The organism is Streptomyces sp. NPDC005899 (genome assembly GCF_040629645.1).
Classification (GTDB): Bacteria; Actinomycetota; Actinomycetes; order Streptomycetales; family Streptomycetaceae; genus Streptomyces.
On sequence record NZ_JBEXWB010000057.1, the window covers coordinates 1 to 25,354 of the forward strand.

The 25,354-nt window shown below is 71.9% G+C and carries 25 protein-coding genes; 11 read left to right on the plus strand and 14 right to left on the minus strand.

All coding sequences use genetic code 11. The features are described from left to right. Window positions 1–78: 78 nt before the first annotated feature. Entirely contained in the window at window positions 79–237 is a 159-nt protein-coding gene (locus ABZ371_RS10390) for a hypothetical protein (RefSeq protein ID WP_358676302.1), read from the minus strand. A 104-nt stretch (window positions 238–341) separates the two neighbouring features. Between ABZ371_RS10390 and ABZ371_RS10395 the strand changes: the two genes are divergently transcribed. Then, the gene (locus tag ABZ371_RS10395; protein ID WP_358676357.1) at window positions 342–1,454 is read left to right on the plus strand and encodes a DUF5937 family protein; all 1,113 of its coding nucleotides are present in this window, start codon (window positions 342–344) and stop codon (window positions 1,452–1,454) included. A gap of 146 nt (window positions 1,455–1,600) precedes the next feature. Here ABZ371_RS10395 and ABZ371_RS10400 read toward each other — a convergent pair whose 3' ends face one another. Both ABZ371_RS10400 and ABZ371_RS10405 read right to left on the minus strand, forming a co-directional pair. Further along, window positions 1,601–2,275, minus strand: a complete 675-nt coding sequence (locus ABZ371_RS10400) for a response regulator transcription factor (RefSeq protein WP_358676305.1) — start codon at window positions 2,273–2,275, stop codon at window positions 1,601–1,603. A gap of 31 nt (window positions 2,276–2,306) precedes the next feature. After that, window positions 2,307–3,515 (minus strand): sensor histidine kinase, encoded by a 1,209-nt coding sequence (locus tag ABZ371_RS10405; protein WP_358676308.1) that lies wholly within the window; start codon window positions 3,513–3,515, stop codon window positions 2,307–2,309. Between the two features lie 96 nt (window positions 3,516–3,611). On the opposite strand from ABZ371_RS10405, the gene ABZ371_RS10410 reads away from it, so the two are divergent. After that, a complete protein-coding gene (locus ABZ371_RS10410; RefSeq protein WP_358676311.1) occupies window positions 3,612–4,601 on the plus strand; it encodes an SAM-dependent methyltransferase in 990 nt (329 codons plus the stop codon). Between the two features lie 30 nt (window positions 4,602–4,631). Further along, window positions 4,632–5,774 (plus strand): NADH-quinone oxidoreductase subunit D, encoded by a 1,143-nt coding sequence (locus ABZ371_RS10415; protein ID WP_358676313.1) that lies wholly within the window; start codon window positions 4,632–4,634, stop codon window positions 5,772–5,774. Window positions 5,775–5,835: 61 nt separating this feature from the next. Here the strand turns inward: ABZ371_RS10415 and ABZ371_RS10420 are convergent, their stop codons facing one another. The 4 genes from ABZ371_RS10420 to ABZ371_RS10435 all read right to left on the minus strand — a co-directional run bounded on the left by ABZ371_RS10420 (window position 5,836) and on the right by ABZ371_RS10435 (window position 9,399). Continuing rightward, complete coding sequence (locus ABZ371_RS10420) at window positions 5,836–6,864, minus strand: hypothetical protein (RefSeq protein ID WP_358676316.1); 1,029 nt, start codon at window positions 6,862–6,864, stop codon at window positions 5,836–5,838. 103 nt (window positions 6,865–6,967) lie between these two features. Then, the gene (locus ABZ371_RS10425) at window positions 6,968–7,948 is read right to left on the minus strand and encodes an ABC transporter substrate-binding protein (protein ID WP_358676319.1); all 981 of its coding nucleotides are present in this window, start codon (window positions 7,946–7,948) and stop codon (window positions 6,968–6,970) included. Window positions 7,949–8,001: 53 nt separating this feature from the next. Further along, the gene (locus ABZ371_RS10430) at window positions 8,002–8,676 is read right to left on the minus strand and encodes an ABC transporter permease (protein ID WP_358676321.1); all 675 of its coding nucleotides are present in this window, start codon (window positions 8,674–8,676) and stop codon (window positions 8,002–8,004) included. A 3-nt stretch (window positions 8,677–8,679) separates the two neighbouring features. Next, entirely contained in the window at window positions 8,680–9,399 is a 720-nt protein-coding gene (locus tag ABZ371_RS10435) for an ABC transporter permease (RefSeq protein WP_358676324.1), read from the minus strand. Window positions 9,400–9,541: 142 nt separating this feature from the next. Between ABZ371_RS10435 and ABZ371_RS10440 the strand changes: the two genes are divergently transcribed. Then, on the plus strand, window positions 9,542–10,720 hold the full coding sequence (locus ABZ371_RS10440) for a betaine/proline/choline family ABC transporter ATP-binding protein (RefSeq protein ID WP_358676327.1): 1,179 nt from the start codon (window positions 9,542–9,544) through the stop codon (window positions 10,718–10,720). 30 nt (window positions 10,721–10,750) lie between these two features. On the opposite strand, the gene ABZ371_RS10445 is transcribed toward ABZ371_RS10440, so the two are convergent. Continuing rightward, window positions 10,751–11,872 (minus strand): alpha/beta hydrolase-fold protein, encoded by a 1,122-nt coding sequence (locus ABZ371_RS10445; RefSeq protein ID WP_358676330.1) that lies wholly within the window; start codon window positions 11,870–11,872, stop codon window positions 10,751–10,753. A 143-nt stretch (window positions 11,873–12,015) separates the two neighbouring features. Here ABZ371_RS10445 and ABZ371_RS10450 point away from each other — a divergent pair, with 143 nt between their 5' ends. The 6 genes from ABZ371_RS10450 to ABZ371_RS10475 all read left to right on the plus strand — a co-directional run bounded on the left by ABZ371_RS10450 (window position 12,016) and on the right by ABZ371_RS10475 (window position 16,948). Beyond that, window positions 12,016–13,851, plus strand: coding sequence for a phosphatidylglycerol lysyltransferase domain-containing protein (locus ABZ371_RS10450; protein WP_358676333.1), 1,836 nt, complete (start codon window positions 12,016–12,018; stop codon window positions 13,849–13,851). Between the two features lie 93 nt (window positions 13,852–13,944). Next, on the plus strand, window positions 13,945–14,742 hold the full coding sequence (gene folP, locus ABZ371_RS10455; RefSeq protein ID WP_358676360.1) for a dihydropteroate synthase: 798 nt from the start codon (window positions 13,945–13,947) through the stop codon (window positions 14,740–14,742). Beyond that, entirely contained in the window at window positions 14,739–15,221 is a 483-nt protein-coding gene (locus ABZ371_RS10460) for a nuclear transport factor 2 family protein (RefSeq protein WP_358676335.1), read from the plus strand. The genes folP and ABZ371_RS10460 overlap by 4 nt, the downstream gene beginning before the upstream one ends. A gap of 217 nt (window positions 15,222–15,438) precedes the next feature. Further along, complete coding sequence (gene folB, locus ABZ371_RS10465) at window positions 15,439–15,798, plus strand: dihydroneopterin aldolase (protein ID WP_358676338.1); 360 nt, start codon at window positions 15,439–15,441, stop codon at window positions 15,796–15,798. Then, the gene (gene folK / locus ABZ371_RS10470) at window positions 15,795–16,406 is read left to right on the plus strand and encodes a 2-amino-4-hydroxy-6-hydroxymethyldihydropteridine diphosphokinase (protein ID WP_358676340.1); all 612 of its coding nucleotides are present in this window, start codon (window positions 15,795–15,797) and stop codon (window positions 16,404–16,406) included. Before folB ends, folK begins: the two co-directional genes overlap by 4 nt. Before the next feature lie 56 nt (window positions 16,407–16,462). Beyond that, window positions 16,463–16,948, plus strand: a complete 486-nt coding sequence (locus ABZ371_RS10475; protein ID WP_358676343.1) for a DUF3180 domain-containing protein — start codon at window positions 16,463–16,465, stop codon at window positions 16,946–16,948. A gap of 61 nt (window positions 16,949–17,009) precedes the next feature. On the opposite strand, the gene folE is transcribed toward ABZ371_RS10475, so the two are convergent. The 6 genes from folE to dacB all read right to left on the minus strand — a co-directional run bounded on the left by folE (window position 17,010) and on the right by dacB (window position 24,611). After that, window positions 17,010–17,615 carry a GTP cyclohydrolase I FolE gene (gene folE, locus ABZ371_RS10480; protein ID WP_358676346.1) on the minus strand — a complete coding sequence of 202 codons (606 nt, stop codon included), beginning with the start codon at window positions 17,613–17,615 and terminating at the stop codon, window positions 17,010–17,012. 189 nt (window positions 17,616–17,804) lie between these two features. Further along, on the minus strand, window positions 17,805–19,862 hold the full coding sequence (ftsH, locus tag ABZ371_RS10485) for an ATP-dependent zinc metalloprotease FtsH (protein WP_358676348.1): 2,058 nt from the start codon (window positions 19,860–19,862) through the stop codon (window positions 17,805–17,807). Window positions 19,863–20,066: 204 nt separating this feature from the next. Continuing rightward, a complete protein-coding gene (gene hpt, locus ABZ371_RS10490) occupies window positions 20,067–20,606 on the minus strand; it encodes a hypoxanthine phosphoribosyltransferase (protein ID WP_329238740.1) in 540 nt (179 codons plus the stop codon). A gap of 98 nt (window positions 20,607–20,704) precedes the next feature. Next, window positions 20,705–21,778 carry a tRNA lysidine(34) synthetase TilS gene (tilS, locus tag ABZ371_RS10495; RefSeq protein ID WP_358676351.1) on the minus strand — a complete coding sequence of 358 codons (1,074 nt, stop codon included), beginning with the start codon at window positions 21,776–21,778 and terminating at the stop codon, window positions 20,705–20,707. Between the two features lie 190 nt (window positions 21,779–21,968). Further along, window positions 21,969–23,114 (minus strand): zinc-dependent metalloprotease, encoded by a 1,146-nt coding sequence (locus tag ABZ371_RS10500; protein WP_358676354.1) that lies wholly within the window; start codon window positions 23,112–23,114, stop codon window positions 21,969–21,971. A gap of 48 nt (window positions 23,115–23,162) precedes the next feature. After that, a complete protein-coding gene (gene dacB, locus ABZ371_RS10505; RefSeq protein WP_358676363.1) occupies window positions 23,163–24,611 on the minus strand; it encodes a D-alanyl-D-alanine carboxypeptidase/D-alanyl-D-alanine-endopeptidase in 1,449 nt (482 codons plus the stop codon). A gap of 122 nt (window positions 24,612–24,733) precedes the next feature. On the opposite strand from dacB, the gene ABZ371_RS10510 reads away from it, so the two are divergent. After that, the gene (locus ABZ371_RS10510; protein WP_003968257.1) at window positions 24,734–25,228 is read left to right on the plus strand and encodes an inorganic diphosphatase; all 495 of its coding nucleotides are present in this window, start codon (window positions 24,734–24,736) and stop codon (window positions 25,226–25,228) included. The last annotated feature ends 126 nt before the right edge of the window (window positions 25,229–25,354 follow it).

A 25,354-nucleotide genomic window follows, 5' to 3' on the forward strand; every position in this document is an offset into this window, starting at 1 on the left:
CCGGGCGCGTGCCCCCGGCCGGCGGACCGGCTGCCCCACCGGTCGGCACCACTCGCCCCGGCGGTCCGGGCGGCCGGCTCAGCCACCACCCCCGCCCGGGCGTTCGGTCCAGGCGCGGAATCTCCGGCGAAACCCGCGCAGGACGTCCCTGTCGTGCCGGCCGGGCAGTGGCGGCGGCACCTCGCCGTGCCGGGCCGCGCGGTAGCTGTCGAGCATGTGCTGCTGAACGATGTCCATACCTCCAGCGTGGCCCCGTCCCCACCGGCCGGCCCGTGGATTGACGGCCACCGTCAAGTGGCGCCGGGCCCCTCTCCTCCGGCCCGCACTATGGAGGGGTGAGTGTGCACATCGACATCGCCGGCCTGCCCCCCGAGCGCATAGTCTTCGAGATCTCGCCCCTCGCCGAGCTCGGGCTGGCTCTGCACGCGCTCTCCGAGCCGGGGCACCATCCGGGCCTGCACGGCTGGGCGACCGCGACGGCCGCCGCGCTGGAACCCGGCCTGGCGGACCGGCTGCACGAGGCCGAGTTCCTCTGGCGGAACACCTTCTCCGACGTCTTCATGCCGTTCGCCGGTGTCCGGGGCGGGGACGGCAGGACCGGTTCCACCCTGGCCGAGGACCTCGACATCCTCGACGCACTCGACGACGAACGGTTCGTCGCCGCCGCCGTGGAGTTCACCTGCGCCGGCCAGTACGACACGGGAGCTCCCTCGCCGCTCACCGACGCCGCCATGCGCGGTCGCGCGCTCGACCTCGCGGCGGCCAGGGGGCCGAAGCAGACGGAGTTCACCCGGCAGCTGCTCAGCGACCCCGCCACGGTGCGCCGCTGGTTGCGCCGTCTCTTCGAGGACTGCGACCAGGCCTTCTTCTCCGCCACCTGGCGGCGTGTCCAGGTGCAGCTGGCCGCCGACGCCCGCCACAAGACCGAGGTACTGCGGCGCAAGGGCGTGGCGGCGGCCATGGGTGCCGTCTCGGCCGCTCTGTCCCTGGACGAGGAGGCGGGCCTGATCAGCATCGACAAACTGAGCGTCGGACGCGCCGACGCCGCCGGCTCCGCGGCGGGCGCCGGCCTCACCCTCATCCCGACCAGTTTCGGCTGGCCCCACCTGATGGTGCTGCACGCCCCGGGCTGGCGCCCGGTGATCCAGTACCCGGTGCACGCGCCCGAGCTGCCCTCGCCGGCCTCCGTCGAGCTGCTCCAGCTCAGGATGGAGGCCCTGGCCCACCCGATGCGGATGCGCCTCTGCCGCAACCTGGCCCGTTCCCCGTACACCACGGGCGAGCTCGCCGACGCGCACGGCATCACGCCCCCCGAGGTCTCCCGCCACCTGGCCGTCCTCAAGAAGGCCGGCCTGGTGACCACCCGGCGGCGCGGCCGGTACGTCCTGCACGCGCTGGACCTGACCGTGGTGGCCCGCCTGGGCAGCGACTTCCTGGAGGGCGTACTGCGCTGAGGAACCCCGCCGGAAGGCGGCAGGGGCCGACGCCCGGCAGGCGGCGGCCGCCGGGCGGAGCGGTGCCCGCCGGTCAGCCGGAGGCCCGTCCTTCAGCCCCGGCCGGATGGGCCCGTCCTTGAGCCCCGGCCGGATGGGCCCGTCCTTCAGCCCGGCTGGCCGCCGGCCCTGACCAGGCCCGTCTCGTAGGCGAGTACCACGACCTGCACGCGGTCGCGCAGGGACAGCTTGGTGAGGATACGGCCGACGTGCGTCTTCACGGTCGCCTCCGACAGCACCAGGCGGGCGGCGATCTCCCCGTTGGACAGCCCCTGGGCGACCAGCAGCATGACCTCGCGCTCACGTTCGGTCAGCCTGCCGACGTTCTGGTGCTGCGGTGCCTTGCCGCTGCTCGGCAGCATCGGGGAGAACCTGTCGAGCAGCCTGCGGGTGGTGGACGGGGCCACGACGGCGTCGCCGCTGTGCACGGACCGGATCGCGGAGAGCAGTTCGGCGGGCGGGACGTCCTTCAGCATGAAGCCGCTGGCGCCCGCCTTCAGCCCGGAGAACGCGTACTCGTCGAGGTCGAAGGTGGTCAGGATCAGCACCTTCGGCGGATCGACCTGTGCGCAGATGCGCCGGGTCGCCTCCACACCGTCGAGCCGCGGCATGCGGACGTCCATCAGCACCACGTCGACGGCGGTCGCCCGCAGGACCTCGATCGCCTCGGCCCCGTCGCCCGCCTCCGCGACGACATCCATGTCCGGCTGGGCGGCCAGCACCATCCGGAAGCCGGCGCGTAGCAGCAGCTGGTCGTCGACGAGCATCACGCGGATCGCCATGAGATGTCCTGTCCTTCTGTCGCTGGCGGAGTCACCGGCCGGCCGGCTTGAGCGGGAGGAGAGCGCTGATCCGGAAGCCGCCGCCCGGACGCGGCCCCGCGTCGAGCGTGCCGCCGACCATGCCGACGCGCTCCCGCATGCCGATCATCCCCTGCCCCGCGCCGTCCGCCCCGCCGTCCTCGTAGAGCTCGTGCGCGGCGCCCCGGCCGTCGTCCTCGACCAGCAGCCCGAGGCCGTCGTCGAAGTAGACCAGCCGCACACTCGCCCCCGCGTCCGGGCCACCGTGCTTGCGGGTGTTGGTCAGGGCCTCCTGGACGATGCGGTACGCGGTCAGTTCCACGCCGCTCGGCAGCGGCCGCGGGGTCCCCTCGATCTTGAAGTCGACCGTGAGGCCCGTCCGCCTGACCTGCCCCACCAGGTCCTCGATCTGCTCGACGTCGGGCTGGGGCACGTACTCCCCGCCCTCCTCGGCATCGCCCGTCCGCAGCACCCCGAGCAGCCGGCGCATCTCGGCGAGCGCCTGGCGGCCGGTGTGGGAGATGGTCTCCAGGGCCTTTTTGGCCTGGTCCGGAGAGGCGTCCATGACGTAGGCGGCACCGTCCGCCTGGACCACCATCACCGAGACGTTGTGGGCGACGACATCGTGCAGCTCGCGGGCGATCCGGGCCCGCTCCGCGGCCACGGCGACCTTCGACTGCGCCTCCCGCTCGCGCTCCAGCCGGGCCGCGCGCTCCTCCAGCTGGCTGAAGTAGGCGCGCCTGGTGCGTATCGAGTCGCCGAGCACCCACGCGAGGACGAAGGGCACGGTCATCACGACGACGACGAACACCGACTGCGACCAGCTGGTGGACGGGGCCTCCTGCGGCCAGCGCAGTCGGGACAGTCCGGCCGCGCAGAGGCTTCCCACCAGCGCGACCCGGGAGGCCCAGCGCTCCCCGGCCGTGGCCACCGTGTACGTGATCACCAGCAGCGCGAAGTCCGCCGCGTTCGGGCGCAGGCCGAACAGCAGTTGCGCCACACCCATGAGGATCGCGAGCAGCAGCATCTTCTCCGGTGCCCGGCGGCGCAGCGCGACGACGGTGCACAGGCCCACGGCGATCGGCACGGCGGCGACCTGCTCCCCGCCGACGCCGACCTGGTCGGCCACGATGGACATGCCGGAGAGCCCGAGGAGGACGACAGCCCAGAAGGTGTCGACGCCCGTCGGGTGTCTGCGGATGAAATCGTAGAGGCGCTGCACGTTACCCAGCGTAGGGACAGCCGATCGGTGCCCGGGTCAGCCCGAGGGCCGATCCAGGTCCTGGGACCGTACTCCCCAAGGTGGAGACTTGCCTACGTGACGTATGAGTGGCGCGGTTGGCGGGAAGCGGCGGAGACCGCTTTGTACGGACAAAGGGGCTTCTACCGTGGCGCGGAGGGCCCTGCCGGCCATTTCCGCACCTCGGTGCACGCCTCCCCGCTCTTCGCGGCGGCCGTCGCGGAGCTGCTGACCGGAACGGCCGGCCGGCTGGGGACGGACACGGTCGACCTGGTGGACGTCGGCGCGGGCAGGGGTGAGCTGCTGACCGGGGTGCTCGCGGCGCTCCGGGACCGGCCCGTCGGGCGGGACGTGACCGTGCGGGCCTACGCGGTGGAACTCGCCCCGCGCCCTCCGGGTCTGGACCCGGACATCGAGTGGTGCTCCGCGCCGCCCCGGGGGACGCGGGGGCTGCTGTTCGCCAACGAGTGGCTGGACAACGTCCCGACGGACATCGCCGAGGTGGACGAGGACGGGGTGGCCCGCTACGTGCTCGTGCGGGCGGCCGACGGCGCGGAGCGGCTGGGCGACCCCGTCGACGGCGCGGACGCGCGGTGGCTGGACCGCTGGTGGCCGCTGTCGCGGCCCGGCGAGCGCGCGGAGATCGGCCGCCCGCGGGACGAGGCGTGGGCCCGCGCGGTCGCCTCCCTGGAGGAGGGGGAAGCGGTAGCGGTGGACTACGCCCATGTGCGGGGGGCCAGGCCGCCGTTCGGGACGCTGACCGGCTTCCGGGCGGGACGCGAGGTGCGGCCCGTGCCCGACGGCAGCTGCGACCTGACCTCGCACGTGGCGCTGGACGCCTGCGCCTCGGCGGCCGGCGGCGCGGCCGAACTGCTGGACCAGCGGGCGGCGCTGCGGGAGCTGGGTGTCAGTGGCGACCGGCCGCCGCTCTCGCGGGCGTCGGCCGATCCGGCGGGTTATGTCCGGGCGCTCGCCTCGGCGGGCGAGGCGGCCGAACTCACGGCGCGCGGCGGATTGGGCGACTTCGGCTGGCTGCGGCACCGGGTGACATCGGGCTCCGCCGCCTGACCGCGGACGCCAGGAGGGATACTGTCCCGCATGACGGAGACGACGGTCGGCATCGGCGGCGCGGCAGAGAGCACCGACATGGTGCTGAACATCGGTCCGCAGCATCCCTCCACGCACGGTGTGCTCCGGCTCCGGCTCGTACTCGACGGCGAGCGGATCCAGCAGGCGGAGCCGGTCATCGGCTACATGCACCGCGGCGCGGAGAAGCTGTTCGAGGCACGGGACTACCGCCAGATCATCATGCTCGCCAACCGCCACGACTGGCTGTCGGCCTTCTCCAACGAGCTCGGGGTCGTCATGGCCGTCGAGCGCATGCTCGGCATGGAGGTCCCGGAGCGTGCCGTGTGGACGAGGACCCTGCTGGCGGAGCTGAACCGGGTCCTGAACCACCTCATGTTCCTCGGTTCCTACCCCCTCGAACTCGGCGGGATCACCCCGGTGTTCTACGCGTTCCGGGAGCGGGAGGAGCTGCAGGCCGTGATGGAGGAGGTGTCCGGCGGCCGGATCCACTACATGTTCAACCGGGTCGGCGGGCTCAAGGAGGAGCTGCCCGCGGGCTGGCTCGGCCGGGCCCGGGACGCCGTCGCCTCCGTACGCTCCCGCATGGACGTCTACGACCGGCTGGTCCTGGGCAACGAGATCTTCCGCGGCCGCACCCGCGGGGTCGGGGTCCTGTCCGCCGAGGCGGTGCACGCCTACGGGGTGTCCGGCCCGATCGCCCGGGCGTCCGGGGTCGACTTCGACCTGCGGCGCGACGAGCCGTACCTGGCGTACGGGGAGCTGCGGGACACGCTGAAGGTGGTCACCCGGACCGAGGGCGACTGCCTGGCCCGCTTCGAGTGCCTGCTGGAGCAGACGCACAACGCGCTGGACCTGGCCGACGCGTGCCTGGACCGGATGGCGTCGCTGGCACCCGGGCCCATCAACCAGAGGCTGCCGAAGGTGCTGAAGGCGCCGGAGGGCCACACCTACGCGTGGACGGAGAACCCGCTCGGCATCAACGGCTACTACCTGGTGTCCACGGGTGAGAAGACCCCGTACCGGCTGAAGCTCCGCTCCGCCTCGTACAACAACATCCAGGTGCTCACCGAGCTGCTGCCGGGGACGCTGGTCGCCGACATGGTCGCGATCCTCGGCTCGCTCTTCTTCGTCGTCGGGGACATCGACAAGTAGGACCCGACACGCAGGACGCGGGAGGTGGGACACGCCTCCACCCGCCACCGGGGCGGACGGGCTACGAGATCGCGCTACGCAGCCGCACGACGTCCAGCTGTTCCGTCTCGTCGTGCGCGGTCAGGTCGATGACCTTGCCGACGGCACGGTTCTCGGCGGCGCCCGTACGGTGGGCCGCCAGCGCCTCCTCGCCCACCACGTCGGCGAGGTCCTCGTTCTGCACCGACTCGAGCGCGGCGGCGTCCGCCTTCTGCGTGCCGAAGAAGTCGAAGCTTCCCTGCGGGACGAGGTGGCGGCGCGCGGTCGCGTACGGGACGACGGCCGAGGCCATCGGGACGGCGCGGGCCGCGCGCTCGGGTGCGGGCGACGGCTGGGGGACGGGGCGGGGCGCGGACGCACGGCGGTGCTGGTGGTCACCCTCTCCGGCGACCGCCGCGTGCTTCCCCGTGGAGCCCTGCTCCTCCGTGTCCCTCTCCGCGGCCCGCTCGGCGAGATCGCGCTGCCTGGCCGACCCGGCCGTGCGCCCCGCCTCCTGGAGCGCGGCGTTGCGCGTCAGGTCCCGCAGGGCCTGGGCCGCTCGCAGGTAGGCGCCCGGGGTGGGCGTGGACCGCGCGGCGGGCAGCTCGTGCGGCGCGGCCGCCTCGATGGCGAGCTGCCTGCGGCCCTCCAGGGCGCTGGCCCGCTCCGTCTCGGCGGTGGCGTAGCGCCGCAGCAGCGCGGCGTGCTCACCCCGCAGGCCGGCGAGCTCCACGCGCTTGCGGCGCAGCTTCGTCTCCAGCCGGGTGCGCAGCTCCCGTGCCTCCTCGAGGTCGGTCTCGAGTTCGGCTATCCGCTCCTCGGCCTTCCACTCGTCGCCGGCCCTCGCCCGGGTCAGCTCCGCCACACGCAGCCCCGCGGCCCGGTCCCAGCTGCGCATCAGATACGCGCCGGAGAGGGCGACGGCGGCCGTCGCCGCCACGAGGCCGCGCAGGGGCAGCGGATCCGTGAGGAGCCAGGCTCCGGCGGCGCAGACGACCGACACTCCGGCCACCACGGAAGGCGGCAGGATTCTGTGCAGGGGTGGCGAATGGCGGTGACGTCCTCGTGGCATGGCCCGAAATTTACCGTGTGCACGGGCCACTTGGGAGGCCACCCGGCAATCTGTTCCCCGCCGGTTACCTGAGGGCCGCCCCTCGCCCCTTCCGGGTGCCCTTCTACTTCTCGATCAGGCCCTTCGACCGCAGATAGTCCTCGGCCGCGTCGGCGGGCTTGACGCGCTCCGCGTCGACCTTGAGATTGAGCTGTGCGAGGTCTTCCGTGGTGAGTACGCCGGTGAGCTTCCCGAGGGCCTCGGCGATCTCCGGTGATCCCGCGTCCTTCGCGTTGAGTACCGGCAGGACGTTGTCGGCGTTCTGCAGTTTCTTGTCGTCCTCCAGGAACACCAGCCCGTAGGTGTCCAGCACCGCGTCCGTCGTGGTCGTGAGGACGAGTTGGGCCTTGCCGTCCTTGACCGCCTGCTTGGACTGCGGGGTGCCGACGCCCTTGGGATCGATACCGGCGACGTCGATTCCGTACGTCTTCTTCAGGCCGGGGGCGCAGAACGGGCGGACCGCGCACTCGTCACCTGCGGCGATCTTCACGCCGACCTTCGACTCACCCAGATCCGAAAGTGTCCTGAGACTGTTCTTCCGGGCGAATTCCCGGGACACCGCGAAGGCGTTCTGGTCGACCGCCTTGCCCGCCGGAAGGACCTTCAGCCCGAGTGGGGTGGCGAGCTTCTCCAAAGCCGCCACGGTGGCCGCCGCGTCCCCCGAGGCGACCGGCGCCGCCTCCGCCTTCTTCGCCCCGTTGACCTTGGCGTTGAGGAATTCGGCGATCGTCGCCGCGTATTCGGGGACGACGTCGATCTCGCCCTTCTCCAAAGAGGGTTCGTACAGTTCGCGGTTCTTCACCGTGGTGATCGAGGTGGTGTATCCGGTGTCGCGAAGGAGCTGTGCGTACAACTCGGCGAGGACCTTGGACTCGGTGAACGCGGCGGCTCCCACCACCAGCGAGCCCTTCTCCGAGCCGGCGCCCGCGCTCGCGTCCGGTCCCTTCTTCTCCTTCTCCAGGCTGTCGCCACCGCAGGCGGCGAGCGAACCCGCCAGTGCGATCACCGCGACGACCGCACCCGCTGCACGCGAGGTCCTGCTCATGATGTTCTCCGTCCGCGAAAGGTGAATGTGTACACGTCCAAGGGAGGCCCGGCTCATGCCGGCCGGCGGCGCCGGCCGGGCGACAGCAGCCGGTCCAGCGCCAGCAGCACGCCCTCGACCACCAGGGCGAGCAGGGCGACCAGCACGGCGCCGGCGAAGACCTGCGCCGTGTCATAGGTGTTGAATCCGGCGGTGATGATCCGGCCGAGGCCGCCGAGACCGACCATCGCCGCGATCGACGCGGTGGCGACGACCTGGACGGCGGCGGACCGGAGCCCGGTCATGACCATCGGGTAGGCGAGCGGGAGCTCGACCCGGAGGAACAGCTGGCCTCCCGACATCCCCATACCCCGTGCGGCCTCCACCACCGACCGGTCCACCTCCGTCATTCCGACGTAGGCGTTGGTGAGCAGCGGCGGCACGGCGAACAGCACGAGTGCGATGACCGTCGGCAGGTAGCCCGAGTTGCGCAGGGGGGTCATCATGAAGAGGGCGAGTACCGCGAAGACGGGAACGGCCCGGCCCACGTTGGAGATGTTGACCGCGAGCGCACCCCCCCTGCCGATGTGGCCCAGGTACAGCGCGAGCGGCAGGGCGAGGGCGCAGGCGGCCGCCAGGGCGACGCCGCTGACGAACAGGTGCTCACCCAGCCGGTGCGCGGCCCCGTCGTCCCCGGCCCAGTTGGCGCCGGTCGTGAGCCAAGCCCACGCGTCCCCGATGACGCCCATCGCTCAGCCCGCCTCCGTCGTCACGACGCCCGCCGGCCCCGGAGCCGCGGCAGGCTTCCGTATCCGCGTCCAGGGTGTCAGCAGGCGCTGGAGACCGAGCAGCAGCAGATCCGCCGCCACCGCGAGCAGCACGCACAGTACGGAGGCGGCCAGCACCTGGGCCTTGAAGAAGCTGGGGAGGGCGTCCTCGATGAGATTGCCGAGGCCCCCCTTGCCGACGAGGGAGCCGACCGTGGTCAGAGCGACCGTCGAGACGGTGGCGACCCGCAGACCGGCCATCACGGCGGGCAGCGCCAGCGGGAGTTCGACCTCCCACAGCAGCCTGCCGGGGCCGTATCCCATACCCCGCGCCGCCTCCTTCGCCTCCTGGGGGACGGCTTCGAGGCCGGCGAGGATGTTGCGCACCAGGATCGTCAGCGAGTAGAGCACCAGGCCGGTGACGACGAGAGCGGCGGACAGCCCGAAGACCGGCAGCAGCAGCGAGAACATGGCCAGCGACGGCACGGTGTACAGCACGGTGGTCAGGCCGAGGACCGGTCCGGCGAAGTGGCGCCCGCGGCGTGCGAGCAGCGCGAGCGGAAAGGCGACGGCGAGCCCGATCAGCACCGAGACCAGCGTGATCCAGATGTGCTGCACGGTCGCATCGGTCAGCTCCTGGCTGCGTGAGCGCAGGTACTCCCCGCAGACCCAGTCGTTCGCCACCAGGCAGTTCCGCTCCGCCACCCGCCCCTCACCTCCCTGTTCACCGCGCCGCCCCGCGGCGGATCCGATCACCGGCGACCCTATCCCCGACCACCGACAATCGCCGAGGCTGTCGTGTTCCGGCAACATGTCCTTCACAGAACCCGCGTCACAATGGGGAACCATGATCCGTTTCGAGCACGTCACCAAGCGGTACCCCGACGGCACCACCGCCGTCGACGACCTTTCCTTCGAGGTCGCCGAGGGTGAACTGGTCACGCTCGTCGGACCGTCCGGCTGCGGCAAGACGACCACCATGAAGATGGTGAACCGTCTGACCGAGCCGACCGAGGGGCGGGTGTTCCTCGACGGGGAGGACGTGTCGGCCATCGACCCCGTGCGACTGCGCCGCCGCATCGGCTACGTGATCCAGCAGGTCGGGCTCTTCCCGCACAGGACGGTCCTGGAGAACACGGCGACGGTGCCCCGCCTCCTGGGCTGGAAGAAGGGGAAGGGCACCGAGCGCGCCGCCGAACTGCTCGATCTCGTCGGGCTGGACCCCTCCGTCTACGGCGACCGCTACCCCGACCAGCTCTCCGGCGGCCAGCGGCAGCGCGTCGGAGTCGCCCGGGCGCTGGCCGCCGACCCACCGGTCCTGCTGATGGACGAGCCCTTCGGCGCGGTCGACCCCGTCGTCCGGGAGAGGCTCCAGAACGAGTTCCTCGCCCTGCAGGCGCAGGTCCGCAAGACGGTGCTGTTCGTCACGCACGACATCGAGGAGGCCGTCCGGCTCGGTGACCGCATGGCCGTGTACGGGCAGGGGCGCATCGACCAGTTCGACACCCCCGCCACCGTGCTCGGGGCGCCCGCGACCCCGTACGTCGCCGACTTCGTCGGGTCGGACCGGGGCCTGAAGCGGCTGTCGGTCACGCCCGTCGAGGAGGGCGACCTGGACCAGCCGCCGGTCGTGCGCCTCGACGACTCCCTGGCGCACGCGACCGAGCGGCTGCGGGCCGTGGGCGCGCCCTGGGCGGTGGTGCTGGACGGCGGGGACAAGCCGCACGGATGGATACCCGCCGGCGGCTCCGGGCCGGCGACACCCCCGGGCACGGTCCGCGATCACGCCCGCCCGATGGAGGCGTGGCTCCCGCTCGGCGCGCCGCTGAGACGGGCGTTCGCCACGATGCTCCAGCACGACGCGGGCTGGATCGCCGTCGTCGACGAGAAGGGCGGCCGGTACCTGGGCGTCCTCACGCCCGCCCGCCTCCACGAGGCGCTGCGCCGCTCGATCGGCGCGGACGCGCGGGACGTGCCGCGCGCCGAGGTGGCGGTCGAGACGGTGACGGCCTCCGCCACCCGATGAGGCCGGGGCGGCCACCGGTGGCCACCGGGGTCAGCTGCCGCTGAGCCGTCCGCTCAGCCATTCCAGGGCGGGAGGGATCTCCCGGCGCCAGGTGTTGAAGTTGTGCCCGCCGCTGTCGAGCACGATCGAGGAGACCCTGGCGGGAGCCTTCACCCGGGCGATGAACTCCTCGGTCCCCCGGAGGTTGTCCTCCCCCTCCCGGGACGTCGTGACCAGGAACGACGAGGCGGCCGGGGGCCGGTGCCGCAGACTCCACAGCAGGTCGGCACGGTGACGCGCCGTCCGGTCGCCGTGGAAGAGGTCACCGGTCGTCGGATCCTCGGCCGCCTCGTAGTACGCGGAGAGACCGGCGCTCGCCGCGAACCTGTCCGGGTGGTGCAGCCCGATCTTCAGGGCGCAGTACCCACCGGTCGAGTTGCCGATGATGCCCCAGTTGCGGGCCCGGTCACCGACCCGGTAGGCCCCGGAGACCGCCTGCGGCAGGTCGCGCGCGAAGAAGGTCTCGGTCTGCGGACCGCCCGCGACGTCCACGCACTCGGTGTCCCGGGGCGGCGCCACCGTCGGCCGTAGCATCACGAGGACCATCGGCTGCGCCCTGCCCGCCGCCACCCTCTCGTGGGCGGTCCGCGGATAGCGCAGCCCCTTCAGCAGGTTCTCGGCCGTGCCCGGGTAGCCGGTGAGCACGACGACCGCGGGGAAGCTCCGTCCGGCGTGAGACGGCTGGAAGTACTCGGGCGGCAGGTAGACGTACGCCGGGCTGTCGATGCCGGACGCGTGACCCCGGACGACGACCTTGTCGATCCGGCCGCCGGCCGCGGGCTTCCCGCCTCCGGGGACGTCCGGCCGCACGCTGCCGACCCGGACCGCGGTACTGCCGGACGGCCCGGCTGCTCCGTGGTCGACGACCGTGCCCAGTTCCTGCTGCCGGCCGAAGAGGTCGGCCCAGGAACCGTAGAAGAGGAAGGAGTTGTTGGCCAGCAGCCCGACGGCGGCGAAGAGCGCCAGCTGGGTGGCCAGCAGGAGGGCGACCCTGCCCGCCACCGCGCGGGCGGTACGGGCGGCCAGCCGGGGCCAGAGCCGGACCGTGGCGGCGAACAGGGCGACGGCCAGTCCTGCCGCTACGGCCAGAACAGCGTTGCTGGTGAGACCCATGAGTACAGATGAGCTTTCTGTGCGGGAAATTTCCACAAAGAGGATGAACCCACTCCGCGGAAGCCTCGTCCTAGAGGTCGCACATCGTCCGTAGAGGCTTCGGCCGGCGGACTCAGGAATCTCTCGCGGAGCCACGGGAAGCGATGTCTGTCACGGTAGATGGGGATACGTCAGGAAAGGTTCCGCTCGCGGTCCGCGGACGCGGCCTCCTGCGCGGACCACGGCCCGAAACGGTACCGGTACTGGTCGGACGCGCCTGTGCGGCCGTCGGGCTGATCGATGTCGCCGCAGGGGTGTTCCCCCGCTTCCGGCACAGCAGGATGCACACCCTCGCCGAGGTGCTGCCCGGCGCCCTCGGCCCCTTCGCGGCGGCGCTGTCCCTCAGTTCGGGCGTCCTGCTGCTCCTGCTCGCCCACGGCATCAAGCGGCACAAGCGGCGCGCCTGGCGGGCCGCCGTCGTCCTGCTGCCCGCGGGAGCCGTGGCCCAGTTCGTCTACCGGCACTCGCTGATCGGCGTCCTCCTCTCGCTCGCGCTCTGCTTCCTCCTGGTACGCCACCGCAAGCAGTTCGCGGCCCTTCCCGACCCCAGGAGCCGCTGGCGGGCGCTGGCCAACTTCGTCCTGCTCGGCGCCGGCTCGATGGCTCTCGGCCTGGTCGTCGTCAGCGTCCACCCCGGCCGTGTGGTGGGAAACCCGTCCATCGCCGACCGGCTCCAGCACGTGCTGTACGGCCTGTTCGGGCTCGAAGGGCCGGTGGACTACGCGGGGGCCACCTCGTGGACGGTGGCGTACTCCCTGGGATCGCTGGGCCTGCTGACCGCCGTCACCACGATCTACCTCGCCTTCCGCCCCGAGCACCCGGCGGCCCGCCTCGACGAGCACGACGAGGCACGGCTGCGGGCCCTGCTCGACAAGCACGGCGGCCGTGACTCCCTGGGGCACTTCGCCCTGCGCCGGGACAAGGGTGTCGTGTTCTCCCCCAGTGGCAAGGCGGCCGTCTGCTACCGCGTGGTGTCGGGCGTGATGCTCGCCGGAGGCGACCCCATCGGCGACGTGGAGGCCTGGCCGGGAGCCATCGAGCGCTTCATGGACGAGGCCAGGGCGCACTCGTGGACACCGGCGGTGATGGGGTGCAGCGAGACCGGCGGCGAGGTGTGGACCCGTGAGACGGGGCTGTCCGCGCTGGAGATCGGTGACGAGGCGGTGGTGGATGCCGCGGATTTCTCCCTGGCCGGGCGCGCCATGCGCAACGTGCGCCAGATGGTGAAACGCATCGAGCGCAACGGCTACGAGACCCGGGTCCGGCGCGTGCGCGACATCGGTGACGCGGAACTCGCCCGCATCCGCCGGGCAGCAGCCGACTGGCGCGGCACCGACACCGAGCGCGGCTTCTCCATGGCACTGGGCCGCATCGGTGACCCGGCCGACGGCGACTGCGTCGTCGCGACCGCCCATCTGGCCGATCCCGGGGCGGAGGGCTCCCCGCACGGCGACCTGAAGGCGGTGCTCCACTTCGTGCCGTGGGGGCGCGACGGTCTCTCCCTGGAGCTGATGCGACGCGACCGCTCGGCCGATCCCGGCATGAACGAGCTGCTGATCGTGGCCTCCCTCCAGGCCGCCCCGGCACTCTCCGTCGCCCGCGTCTCGCTGAACTTCGCCATGTTCCGCTCGACCCTCGCACGCGGTGAACGCCTGGGCGCCGGGCCGGTGCTGCGTTGCTGGCGCGGCCTGCTCATCTTCCTGTCCCGCTGGTTCCAGATCGAGTCGCTCTACCGGTTCAACGCCAAGTTCCGGCCACGCTGGGAGCCCCGCTTCGTCGTCTACCGCGCGGGCCGCGACCTGCCCCGGATCGGTCTCGCCGCCCTCCGGGCGGAGGGCTTCGTGAACCTCGCACCGCCCCGCCCGTTCCGCACCCGCAGCCCCCGGCCCTGCGGCCACCGCCCCGACCTGACCGCCGAGCGGGGAGTCCGCCCGGCCTGACGGGCACGTTCCCGGGCCTAGGCTGGTGCCATGAGTACGTTGCGAGGACGGGGCACAGTGCAGGGTCTGCCGGAGTGGGACCGCTGCGCGGTCATGGGTGTCGTGAACGTGACCCCCGACTCCTTCTCCGACGGAGGTCACTGGTTCGACACGACCGCGGCGATCAAGCACGGCCTGGGACTCGAGGCCGAGGGGGCGGACCTCGTCGACGTGGGCGGTGAGTCGACCCGCCCCGGCGCCAGCCGCGTGGACGAGGCGGAGGAACTGCGCCGGGTGATCCCCGTCGTGCGGGGGCTCGCCTCGGAGGGCGTCACCGTCTCCGTGGACACCATGAGGGCCCGCGTGGCCGAGCAGGCCGTCGCCGTCGGCGCGGCTCTGGTCAACGACGTGAGCGGAGGCCTCGCCGACCCGGACATGGTGCCGGTCGTCGCCGCCGCCGGGGTGCCGTTCGTCGTGATGCACTGGCGCGGTTTCAGCGAGTCGATGAACAGTCGCGCCGTGTACGGCGACGTCGTCACGGAGGTGGTCGAGGAGCTGCGCGCCCGCATGGAAGCCGTGATCGACGGCGGCGTGTCCCCGGAGAAGCTGGTGATCGACCCGGGGCTGGGCTTCGCGAAGAACGGCGTCCAGGACCTGGCTCTCCTCGCCGGGCTGCCCCGGCTGGGCGAGCTGGGCCGGCCCCTGCTCGTCGCCGCCTCCCGCAAGCGTTTCCTCGGACACGTCCTGGCCGGTGAGGGCACGCCCCCGCCGCCCGCACGGGAGCGCGACGCCGCGACGGCCGCGGTCTCCGCCCTCTCGGCGCACGCGGGCGCCTGGGCGGTCCGGGTGCACGCCGTCCGGCCCACGGCCGACGCCGTCCGGGTCGCCCGCGCCGTGGAGGGAGCCGCGTGAACTCCCCCGGGGACGGACGCGATGACGTCGCGGCGGACTTCGAGGCCCTCGATCGGGCCAACACCGCCTTCTACGAGGCGATGGAACGAGGCGACCTCGACGCGCTGTCCGACCTCTGGCTACCGGGCGAGGACCTCACGGTCTCCTGTGTCCACCCCGGCTGGCCCGTGCTCACCGGACGCGGCGAGGTGCTCCGCAGCTACGCGCTGATCATGGCCAACACCGAGTACATCCAGTTCTTCCTGACCGATGTCGGCGTCTCGATGACCGGTGACACCGCCCTGGTGACCTGCACCGAGAACATCCTCAGCGGCGGTCCCGCGGAGGAGGGCGACGCGCTCGGGCCGCTCGTCGGCCAGCTCGTCGTCGCCACCAACGTGTTCCGGCGCACTCCGGACGGCTGGAAGCTGTGGTCCCACCACGGCTCCCCCGTCCTGGCGGAGACCGGCGAGGAGGAGGACGAGGAGTCCCCGTCCTGAGCGGGCGGGCGGCGGGGACCCTCGCGCGGCACGCGATCACGGGGATTGAACGGCGGCATCCCGGGGTATACGCGCCTACCGGCTCCGTGCCGGGCAGATACCCCCGGCCCCCGCACGTGGGACCCGCCGGTGCTCGCGGGTAGATTCGAAAGACGGCACCTTCACGCCCGCACGCGTCCGGGTGCCGCCCCGACCAACGACAGCAGGAGTGATTCGCGTGGATCGTGTCGCGCTGCGCGGCCTCAAGGCCCGCGGGCACCACGGTGTCTTCCCCCGGGAGCGGGAGGAGGGCCAGACCTTCATCGTGGACCTGGTCCTCGGCCTGGACACCCGTCCCGCGGCCGCCGACGACGACCTGACGAAGACCGTGCACTACGGCGTGGTCGCGGAAGAGGCCGTCGCCGTGGTCAAGGGCGAGCCGGTCGACCTGATCGAGACCCTCGCGGAACGCATCGCACAGCAGTGCCTCAAGCACGCAGGGGTCGAGGAGGTCGAGGTCGTCGTCCACAAACCGGACGCGCCGATCACGGTCCCCTTCGACGACGTGACCATCACCATCACCCGGAGCCGAGCATGACTGCATTCTCCACCGAGGGACAGAGCGATCCGACGGTCCAGCCGGTTCCCGCCGCCGTGGTCGAGCAGGTGGACGCGGCAGACGTCACCCTGTCCAACCCCAAGCGCGCCGTGATCTCCCTCGGCTCCAACCTCGGCAACCGGCTGGAGACCCTCCAGGGCGCCGTCGACGCCTTGGAGGACACCCCGGGCCTGCGGGTCAAGGCCGTGTCCCCGGTCTACGAGACGGAGCCCTGGGGCGTGGCGCCCGGCACCCAGCCGTCGTACTTCAACGCCGTGGTCGTCGTGCGGACGACGCTGCCGCCGTCCTCCCTCCTGGAGCGCGGCCAGGCCATCGAGGATGCCTTCGACCGGGTCCGCGAGGAGCGCTGGGGGCCCCGCACCATCGACGTCGACATCGTCTCGTACGCCGACGTGGTCTCCGACGACCCGGTGCTCACCCTGCCCCACCCGCGCGCCCGCGAGCGCGCCTTCGTCCTCGCGCCCTGGCACGACGTGGACCCGGACGCCCAGCTGCCCGGCGCCGGCCCCGTCGGACAGCTCCTGGAGGGGGTCGGCCGTGACGGCGTTCTCGTCCGGGCCGACCTGGAACTCCGCCTCCCCGAGTAGTCGTTAGGCTCGATGACGTACGACATGGGCAACGGCGGCGAAGGGCGGCACTCTCGGTGAGGCAACTACGGCTCGGGCTACTGGCCGGAATCTTCGCCGGAGCGGGCGTCCTGTCCTGGGGCGGCTCCCGCCTCTGGGACTCCCTGGGCACGCTGCCGAGCGTGCCGCTCGCCGCGCCCATCGTGCTGGCGGCGATCGCCGCCGTCCTGCTCGCCACCGCCCTGTCGATCCGGGCCCGCCTCCGCGCCCAGCGGGAGCGCCGCCCGGGGGCGAAGGGCGTGGAGCCGCTGATGGCGGCGCGTGCCGTGGTCTTCGGGCAGGCCAGCGCCCTCGTCACCGCGCTGGTCGCCGGTATGTACGGCGGCACGGGCGTCTTCCTGCTCAGCTACCTCGACGTACCGCCCCGCCGTGACCAGGCGATCTACGCCGGCTTCGCCGTCCTCGCCGGCGCCGCGGTGGTGGCGGCCGCCTTCTTCCTCGAGCGGGTCTGCAAGCTCCCGGAGGACAAGGACGACCACGGGAACACCGCGACGGTGGCCTGAGAGGCGGGCCACCCGGCCCGGCCCCGGTGAGGCGGGCGACCCGGCCCGGCCCCGGTTGGGTTCAGCGCGCCATGATGAGGCTCATCGCCTCCGCGCGGGTGGCCGGGTCGCGCAGCTGGCCGCGCACGGCGGACGTGAGCGTCTTCGCCCCGGGCTTGCGGATGCCCCGCATCGACATGCACATGTGCTCGCACTCGATCACCACGATGACCCCGCGCGGCTCCAGGATCGCCATCAGCGACTCGGCGATCTGCGTCGTGAGCCGCTCCTGGACCTGGGGGCGCCGGGCGTAGACGTCCACCAGCCGCGCCAGCTTCGACAGCCCCGTGATCTTGCCGCTGGTCGCGGGGATGTACCCGACGTGCGCGACGCCGCGGAACGGCACCAGGTGGTGCTCACAGGTGCTGTAGACCTCGATGTCCTTCACCAGGACCATCTCGTCGTGCCCGAGGTCGAACGTGGTCGTCAGGACGTCCTCGGGCTCCTGGTAGAGGCCCGCGAATATCTCCTTGTAGGCACGCGCCACCCGGCCCGGGGTCTCGCGCAGCCCTTCGCGATCCGGGTCCTCGCCGACCGCGATGAGGAGCTCCCGTACGGCGGACTCGGCCCGCTTCTGGTCGAACACGCCGATGGGCCTCTGCCCTTCGATCGTCACCGGGTCGGTCATCTGTGCCTCGTTCCTCTGTGCTGTCCCAAGCGCGGGGCCCGCCCGGACATCTCGAACAGCGGCAGGCCCGACGCAGGCGAACGGAAAAAGCCGCGCCCCCACAGGCTAGAACCTGGGGGGCGCGGCATCCATTCCGGACCCCGGGGTGAACCCGTGACAGGGAACACACCGGGCGAGGCGAAACGGATCTCAGCTCTCGGGACGCTCCTCCGGCAGCCCCTCCGGGGAGGTGCCGATGTCCTTGGACATGTCCGTCGGGGCGATCTCCGGCGGTGTACCCGAACCGTTGGCGGTGTTCGTGCCGTTGGTCAGGGCCAGCTCCTTCGGGGAGAGCACCGGCGGACGGGTGGACGGCGTCCGGCGGGCGGAACCGGTCCACGCCGGACGAGCCGGGCGCTTCACGATCGGGGCGAAGATCTCGGCGATCTGCTCCTTGCCGAGCGTCTCCTTCTCGAGGAGCTCGAGGACCAGGGCGTCGAGGATGTCGCGGTTCTCGACGAGGATCTCCCACGCGTCGTTGTGGGCGGTCTCGATGAGCTTCTTGACCTCCTCGTCGACCAGTGCCGCGACCTCTTCCGAGTAGTCGCGCTGGTGGCCCATCTCCCGGCCCACGAAGGGCTCGGTGTTGTCACCACCGAACTTGATCGCGCCGAGCCGCTCGGTCATGCCGTACTGCGTGACCATCGCGCGGGCCGTCGCGGTGGCCTTCTCGATGTCGTTCGCCGCACCGGTCGTCGGGTCGTGGAAGACCAGCTCCTCGGCCGCGCGCCCGCCCAGCATGTACGCCAGCTGGTCGAGCATCTCGTTGCGCGTCGTGGAGTACTTGTCCTCTTCCGGGAGCACCATCGTGTAGCCGAGGGCACGGCCCCGGGAGAGGATCGTGATCTTGTGGACCGGGTCCGACTGGGGAGACGCCGCCGCGACCAGGGCGTGTCCGCCCTCGTGGTACGCGGTGATCTTCTTCTCCTTCTCGGACATGATCCGGGTCCGCTTCTGCGGACCCGCCACGACGCGGTCGATGGCCTCGTCGAGCATGTGGTTGTCGATCAGCTTCTTGTTGCTGCGCGCCGTGAGGAGCGCCGCCTCGTTCAGCACGTTCGACAGATCGGCACCGGTGAAGCCGGGCGTACGACGGGCGACCGCGTTGAGGTCGACGTCGGGGGCGACCGGCTTGCCCTTCTGGTGCACCTTGAGGATCTCGAGACGGCCCTGCATGTCCGGCCGGTCGACGGCGATCTGCCGGTCGAAGCGTCCGGGACGCAGCAGCGCCGGGTCCAGGATGTCCGGCCGGTTGGTGGCGGCGATCAGGATGACGCCGCCCTTCACGTCGAAGCCGTCCATCTCGACGAGCAGCTGGTTGAGCGTCTGCTCGCGCTCGTCGTGACCGCCGCCCATCCCGGCACCGCGGTGCCGGCCGACGGCGTCGATCTCGTCGACGAAGACGATCGCCGGGGCGTTCGCCTTGGCCTGCTCGAAGAGGTCACGGACCCGGGATGCACCGACACCGACGAACATCTCGACGAAGTCGGAACCGGAGATCGAGTAGAACGGCACGCCCGCCTCACCCGCGACGGCGCGGGCGAGCAGCGTCTTGCCCGTACCGGGCGGCCCGTAGAGCAGGACACCCTTCGGGATCTTGGCGCCGACGGCCTGGAACTTCGCCGGCTCCTGGAGGAACTCCTTGATCTCGTACAGTTCCTCGACGGCCTCGTCCGACCCCGCCACGTCGGCGAAGGTCGTCTTCGGCGTGTCCTTGGTGATCAGCTTCGCCTTGGACTTGCCGAACTGCATGACCTTGGAGCCGCCGCCCTGCATCTGGTTCATCAGAAACAGGAACACGACGACGATCAGGACGAAGGGCAGCAGGGAGAGGAGGATCGAGACGAACGGGGACTGCTTCGACGGCGAGACGGTGTAACCCTTCTCGATGTCACCGCTCTCGAACTTCTTCTGCAGCGTGTCGGCCAGCTCGACACCCTGGTTGCCGATGTAGCTCGCCTGGAACTTGCTGCCGGACTCGCCCTTGAGCTTTTCCTTGTCCTTCAGCTCGATCTTGAGAATCTGTTCGTCACCGGTGGTCAGCTTGGCCTGCTCCACCTGGTTGTTGCTGATCGCCTGGATCACCTTGCCGGTGTCCACCGTCTTGTAGCCGCCCGACGAGCCGACGACCTGCATCAACACGACCACGGCGAGGACGGCCAGCACGATCCACATGACCGGCCCACGGAAGTATCGCTTCACGTCCATCCATACGGAGCGAAGTCGCCCCGTCCCTCCTGCCCGTAGGTAAATGCTGCTGTGAGAAAAGACTGTTCTTCGGACGGTACCCCAGCATTGCCACCTTCGACCGCAGGGGACGTCTGTCGACCCGCCTTCGAAGGCTCAACGGCGGGGGGACGGTGAGGGTTCCCCGGAGCCGGTCCCGGTTCGGCGGGCTCCGCCGGCCCGGTGTCAGCCGCCGTACACGTGCGGGGCGAGCGTGCCGACGAAGGGCAGGTTGCGGTACTTCTCCGCGTAGTCCAGCCCGTAGCCGACGACGAACTCGTTGGGGATGTCGAAGCCGACCCACTTCACGTCGATCGCGACCTTCGCGGCATCCGGCTTGCGCAGGAGCGTGCAGACCTCCAGGCTCGCCGGTTCGCGGGAGCCGAGGTTGGTCAGCAGCCAGGACAGCGTCAGACCCGAGTCGATGATGTCCTCGACGATCAGGACGTGCTTGCCCTTGATGTCGGTGTCGAGGTCCTTCAGGATCCGGACGACGCCCGAGGACTGGGTGCCCGCCCCGTAGGAGGAGACGGCCATCCAGTCCATGGTGACGGGGGTGGACAGCGCGCGGGCCAGGTCCGCCATGACCATCACCGCGCCCTTGAGCACGCCGACGATGAGCAGGTCCTTGCCCGCGTACTCCGCGTCGATCTTCGCCGCGAGCTCGACGAGCTTCGCGTCGATCTCTTCCTTGGTGATGAGCACCGACTGAAGGTCGGTGCCCATGTCCTTCTCGTTCACCCGCGTCTCTTTCTCGCCTGCCGGACCCGGACCGTTCACCGGGGCGGGCCTGCCGTTTCGCCTGCACTTCAGCCGCTTGCGTTTCAGCTCTGCCGGATGACCAGTCTGCCACCCTGCCGCAGCGCCTCGACGCGGCCCGGCAGGTTGATGGCGCCCTGACCGCGCCAGCCGGTGATCAGCCGGTCGACTTCCTCGATGTGGCGGGCGAAGAGCGAACCGGCGGGGGATCCGGCGTCCATCACGGCCCGGCGCAGCACCCTGCGACGCACCGCGGGCGGCAGGACCGAGAGCTTGGCGCACTCCAGCCGCCCGTCGTCGTCGCACACCGAGCGGGCGGCCTCGGCGGCCCAGGTGTCCAGGGCGTCCGCGTCGTCGCGGGACAACTGGGCCGTGCGGGCGAGAGCCTCGACGACGCCTTTGCCCAGCGCCTTCTCCAGGGCGGGCAGGCCCTCGTGGCGCAGGCGGGACCGGGTGTAGGCGGGGTCGGCGTTGTGCGGGTCGTCCCAGACGGGGAGCGACTGGACCATGCAGGCCTTGCGGGCGGTCTGGCGGTCCAGCTGGAGGAAGGGGCGACGGTAGCGGCCGGCCGGCCCGGAGGCCGCGGCCATCCCGGAGAGCGAGCGGATGCCGGAACCGCGGGCGAGACCGAGCAGGACGGTCTCGGCCTGGTCGTCGCGGGTGTGGCCGAGGAGGACGGCGGCGGCGCCGTGGCGCTCCGCGGCGGCGTCCAGTGCGGCGTACCGGGCTTCCCGGGCCGCGGCCTCGGGCCCGCCCTCGCGGCCGACGTGCACGGCGACGGCCTCGACCGGTTCGAGCCGCATGCCGGCGAGGCGGGTGACGACCTCGTCGGCGCGGAGTCCGGAGCCGGGCTGGAGGTTGTGGTCGACGGTGATGCCGCCGGCGCGCACGGGGAGTTTGCGGGACTCGAAGGCGAGGGCGGAGGCCAGCGCCATGGAGTCGGCGCCCCCCGAGCAGGCCACGAGCACCAGCGGGGTCTCCGGCCGGTCCGGGAGCCCGGCGCGCCGGCTGCCCGCTCCGGCCTCCGCGAACTCCGCACGGCCGGCCTGTTCGCTGTGACGGTTGTGTTCGGTGACGACGTCGTGAAGTACGCGGCGGACCGCCAGGCGTATCGCCGCGACCGCTGGATGGGGACCCATGTCCGGTGCCCTTCGGTGGAGTTTCGGGAGGTGCCTCGGAGTGCGGGACCCGGGAGGGTCCCGTCACTCAGAGTGCGTCGATGGTGACAGAGCCGAGCTGTCCACCGAGCATTGCACGCCTTCCCATGCCCTCACGGTCCCTCGGATGGGTGATTGGAAGGGCAATCCGCGGCCGTCGGTCAGGCCCCGGTCACGAATCCGCCCTGCGGTGCACGCGGGCCACCCAGTCCGCGGGCGCGGCGATCTCCGCCTTCGTGGGGAGCGTGTTCGGGGAGGTCCACACCCGGTTGAAGCCGTCCATGCCGACCTCGTCGACCACGGCGCGCACGAACTTCTCACCGTCGCGGTACTGGCGCAGCTTGGCGTCGAGCCCCAGGAGCTTGCGCAGCGCCAGGTCCAGGCGGCTGGCCCCGCGCGCCCGGCGCTGCTGGAACTTCTCCCGGATCTCGGCGACGGAGCCCACCACCTCCGGGCCCACCCCGTCCATCACGAAGTCCGCGTGGCCTTCGAGGAGGGACATCACCGCGGTGAGGCGGCCGAGGATCTCGCGCTGCGCGGGCGTCTGGACGATCTCGACGAGACTGCGCCCGCCGTCGTCGCCGTCCTCGCCCCGCTCGCCCTCGGGGCGGCTGCCCCCGGCGAAGGTCTGGGCGGCCTCCCGCAGGCGCTCCAGGACCGTCATCGGGTCGACGTCCGTCTCGTCGAGGAACGACTGGATCTCGCCCCGCAGATGGTCGCGGAGCCAGGGCACGCCGGTGAACTGGGTGCGGTGGGTCTCCTCGTGGAGGGCCACCCAGAGCCGGAAGTCATGCGGTTCGACGCCGAGTTCGCGTTCGACGTGCACGATGTTGGGGGCGACCAGCAGGAGCCTGCCGCCGCCCTCGGCGGAGGCGGGCAGCTCCCGGGTGGCGGGCGCGAAGGTCTCGTACTGCCCCAGGACCCGGGAGGCCAGGAACGACAGCAGCATGCCCAGTTCGACACCGGTCACCTTGCCGCCGACCGCGCCGAGCACCATGCCGCCGGGGCCGCTGCCGCGGCGGTCCTGCATCTTGCCCAGCAGGGGACCCAGCAGTTCACGGAAGCCGGCGACGTTGGCCCGGATCCAGCCCGCCCGGTCGACGACCAGGACCGGCGTGTCCTCGGGTTCGTGGCCCTCCGGGATCATCCGGGTGAAGGAACGGACGTGTTCCTCCGAGGCCTTGGCATGCCGACGGAGCTCCGCGACGACGGCGCGGGCCTCCTCACGGCTGATTTCGGGACCCGGTCGCACGAACCGGGTCGCGGTCGCGACCGCGAGTTTCCAGTCGACCATCTCGGCACCACCGATGCTCGTCATGCGTCAACCGTACGTGAGGCGGCCGCCGCGCGGCGGGGTGTCAGCCTCTCAACGGGTCCCCCGGGTGAGTGCGGTGGCCAGAGCGTCCAGGGCCGTCTCCGCCTCGTGCGGGGACGTGGTGCCCGAAGCCAGGAAGGCGAAGGCCAGGAGCCGGCCGTGCGGGCCGACAGCCGTCCCGGCGAGCGCGTTCACGCCGGTGAGTGTGCCGGTCTTGGCCCGGACCAGGCCGGTTCCCAGGGACGTCGCCGCGTAACGGCTGCCGAGCGTCCCGCTGAATCCGGCCACCGGCAGACCGGTGAGCACCGGGCGCAGTTCGGGGTGAGCGGGGCCGGCGGCGAGCGCGAGCAGCCCGGTGAGGAGCCCGGCCGTGACCTTGTCCGCGCGGTCGAGTCCGCTGCCGTCGGCGAGACGCGCACCGGCGACCGGCAGGCCCAGTTGCCTCAGGCGTCCGGTCACGGCCCGCCGCCCCCCTGCGAAGGAGGCCGGCGCGCCCGCCTTCAGCGCGGTCTGCCGGGCCAGGGCCTCGGCGATGTCGTTGTCACTGTTGGTCAGGGTGCGTTCGGCCAGGGCCGCGAGTGGCTCCGACAGGTGGGTGGCCACGGTCGTGGAGCCGGCCGCCGCCCGGCCCCGGGTGGGCTTCGGCCGGGTGTCGACACCGGCCTCGCCGAGCAGGTCCGCGAAGGCCCGGGCGGCGTCCCGGGCCGGATCGCCGGTGCGGGGGGCGGGTCCCTTGCCGCTGTCGTCGAGGCGCCCCTCGTCGACCATGAGCGCGCTGACGGGGGCGATGTTCTCGTTGGGACCGATGGCGTGCAGCGCGGGGCCCGAGTACAGCGACGCGTCGTACACCAGGGTGACGGGCCCGGTCCCGCTCGGGCGCAGGGCGCGCGCCGTCCCGGCGGCGAGGTCCCTCAGCGCTGCCTCGTCGAGGGTGGGGTCGCCTCCGCCGACGAGGGTGACCGTCCTCCCGTCCTTCGACACCCGGACGGTGGTGGGGATCCGGTGGCCGGGGCCGAGCGCGGAGAGCGCGGCGGTGACGGTGGCGAGCTTCACGGTGGAGGCGGGGGTCATGGGTGTGGCGGCGCCGCGGGCGTACACCTGCTTCCCGGTGGCCGTGTCGACGACCGCGGCGGTGCGCAGCGTGCCGAGGGCCGGGTCGTCCAGCAGGGGCGCGAGAACGGCTTTCAGGCCGCCGCCGCCCGCGGCCTCCCCGACGTACTCCGCGGCCCCCAGGGCGGTCAGGACGGCCGGCGCGCTCGCCGCGGGGTCCGGTGCCCCGGGCGCGGTCCCCTGGTGATGTGCGCCACCCGCGCGCGCACCGGCCACCACCCGGTCCAGCTCGGCCTTACGCTGACCGGAGTCCCAGGGACCGGCGGCGAGGACGGCCCCGGCGGCGACCGCCAGGCCGAGCACCGCGGAGCAGGCGACGAACCGCCGGTCGCCCGAAGCGCCACCCGGCCCCGGGCGTCCCGGTTTTTTCCACCCGCGCCACCGGCTCAACGGCTGGTCCGTCGGTCCATCCACCGGCTCGGCCACCGTTGACCAGCCCCTTTCGCGAGCACTCGTCTGCGTGAGGGACACTTAACCACCAGTCGTATGTGTTGATCATGGAGGAGCCACCCGTGGAGTTCGACGTCACCATCGAGATCCCGAAGGGTTCGCGGAACAAGTACGAGGTGGACCACGAGACCGGTCGGATCCGCCTGGACCGTCGACTCTTCACCTCGACCAGCTACCCGGCCGACTACGGCTTCGTCGAGAACACCCTCGGCGAGGACGGCGACCCGCTGGACGCGCTGGTCATCCTGGACGAGCCGACCTTCCCCGGTTGCCTCATCAAGTGCCGCGCCATCGGCATGTTCCGGATGACCGACGAGGCCGGCGGCGACGACAAGCTGCTGTGCGTCCCGGCGTCCGACCCGCGGGTGGAGCACCTGCGCGACATCCACCACGTGTCGGAGTTCGACCGCCTCGAGATCCAGCACTTCTTCGAGGTCTACAAGGACCTGGAGCCCGGCAAGTCCGTCGAGGGCGCCGACTGGGTCGGCCGCGCCGAGGCGGAGGCCGAGATCGAGGCCTCCTACAAGCGCCTCGAGGCGCAGGGCGGCGCGCACTGACGTCCCACCGTCCCGTTCCGCTTACGGGCGGGGGACGCGGAGCGCAGCGCTCGGGCCCCGGCCCCCGCTGACTGTACGCACGACGGGCGGCGCACCTTTCACCGGTGGTGGCCGCCCTGGAACATG

What these genes read in the sequence shown, in the direction of transcription:
- ABZ371_RS10440 (WP_358676327.1), top strand. Translation starts at nt 9,542, where the DNA reads ATGATCCGTTTCGAGCACGTCACCAAGCGGTACCCCGACGGCACCACC.
- ftsH (WP_358676348.1), bottom strand. Translation starts at nt 19,862, where the DNA reads ATGGACGTGAAGCGATACTTCCGTGGGCCGGTCATGTGGATCGTGCTG.
- ABZ371_RS10415 (WP_358676313.1), top strand. Translation starts at nt 4,632, where the DNA reads ATGACGGAGACGACGGTCGGCATCGGCGGCGCGGCAGAGAGCACCGAC.
- ABZ371_RS10445 (WP_358676330.1), bottom strand. Translation starts at nt 11,872, where the DNA reads ATGGGTCTCACCAGCAACGCTGTTCTGGCCGTAGCGGCAGGACTGGCC.
- hpt (WP_329238740.1), bottom strand. Translation starts at nt 20,606, where the DNA reads ATGGGCACCGACCTTCAGTCGGTGCTCATCACCAAGGAAGAGATCGAC.
- ABZ371_RS10500 (WP_358676354.1), bottom strand. Translation starts at nt 23,114, where the DNA reads ATGACGAGCATCGGTGGTGCCGAGATGGTCGACTGGAAACTCGCGGTC.
- folP (WP_358676360.1), top strand. Translation starts at nt 13,945, where the DNA reads ATGGGTGTCGTGAACGTGACCCCCGACTCCTTCTCCGACGGAGGTCAC.
- ABZ371_RS10400 (WP_358676305.1), bottom strand. Translation starts at nt 2,275, where the DNA reads ATGGCGATCCGCGTGATGCTCGTCGACGACCAGCTGCTGCTACGCGCC.
- ABZ371_RS10450 (WP_358676333.1), top strand. Translation starts at nt 12,016, where the DNA reads ATGTCTGTCACGGTAGATGGGGATACGTCAGGAAAGGTTCCGCTCGCG.
- ABZ371_RS10430 (WP_358676321.1), bottom strand. Translation starts at nt 8,676, where the DNA reads ATGGGCGTCATCGGGGACGCGTGGGCTTGGCTCACGACCGGCGCCAAC.
- ABZ371_RS10425 (WP_358676319.1), bottom strand. Translation starts at nt 7,948, where the DNA reads ATGAGCAGGACCTCGCGTGCAGCGGGTGCGGTCGTCGCGGTGATCGCA.
- folE (WP_358676346.1), bottom strand. Translation starts at nt 17,615, where the DNA reads ATGACCGACCCGGTGACGATCGAAGGGCAGAGGCCCATCGGCGTGTTC.
- ABZ371_RS10390 (WP_358676302.1), bottom strand. Translation starts at nt 237, where the DNA reads ATGGACATCGTTCAGCAGCACATGCTCGACAGCTACCGCGCGGCCCGG.
- tilS (WP_358676351.1), bottom strand. Translation starts at nt 21,778, where the DNA reads ATGGGTCCCCATCCAGCGGTCGCGGCGATACGCCTGGCGGTCCGCCGC.
- folK (WP_358676340.1), top strand. Translation starts at nt 15,795, where the DNA reads ATGACTGCATTCTCCACCGAGGGACAGAGCGATCCGACGGTCCAGCCG.
- ABZ371_RS10420 (WP_358676316.1), bottom strand. Translation starts at nt 6,864, where the DNA reads ATGCCACGAGGACGTCACCGCCATTCGCCACCCCTGCACAGAATCCTG.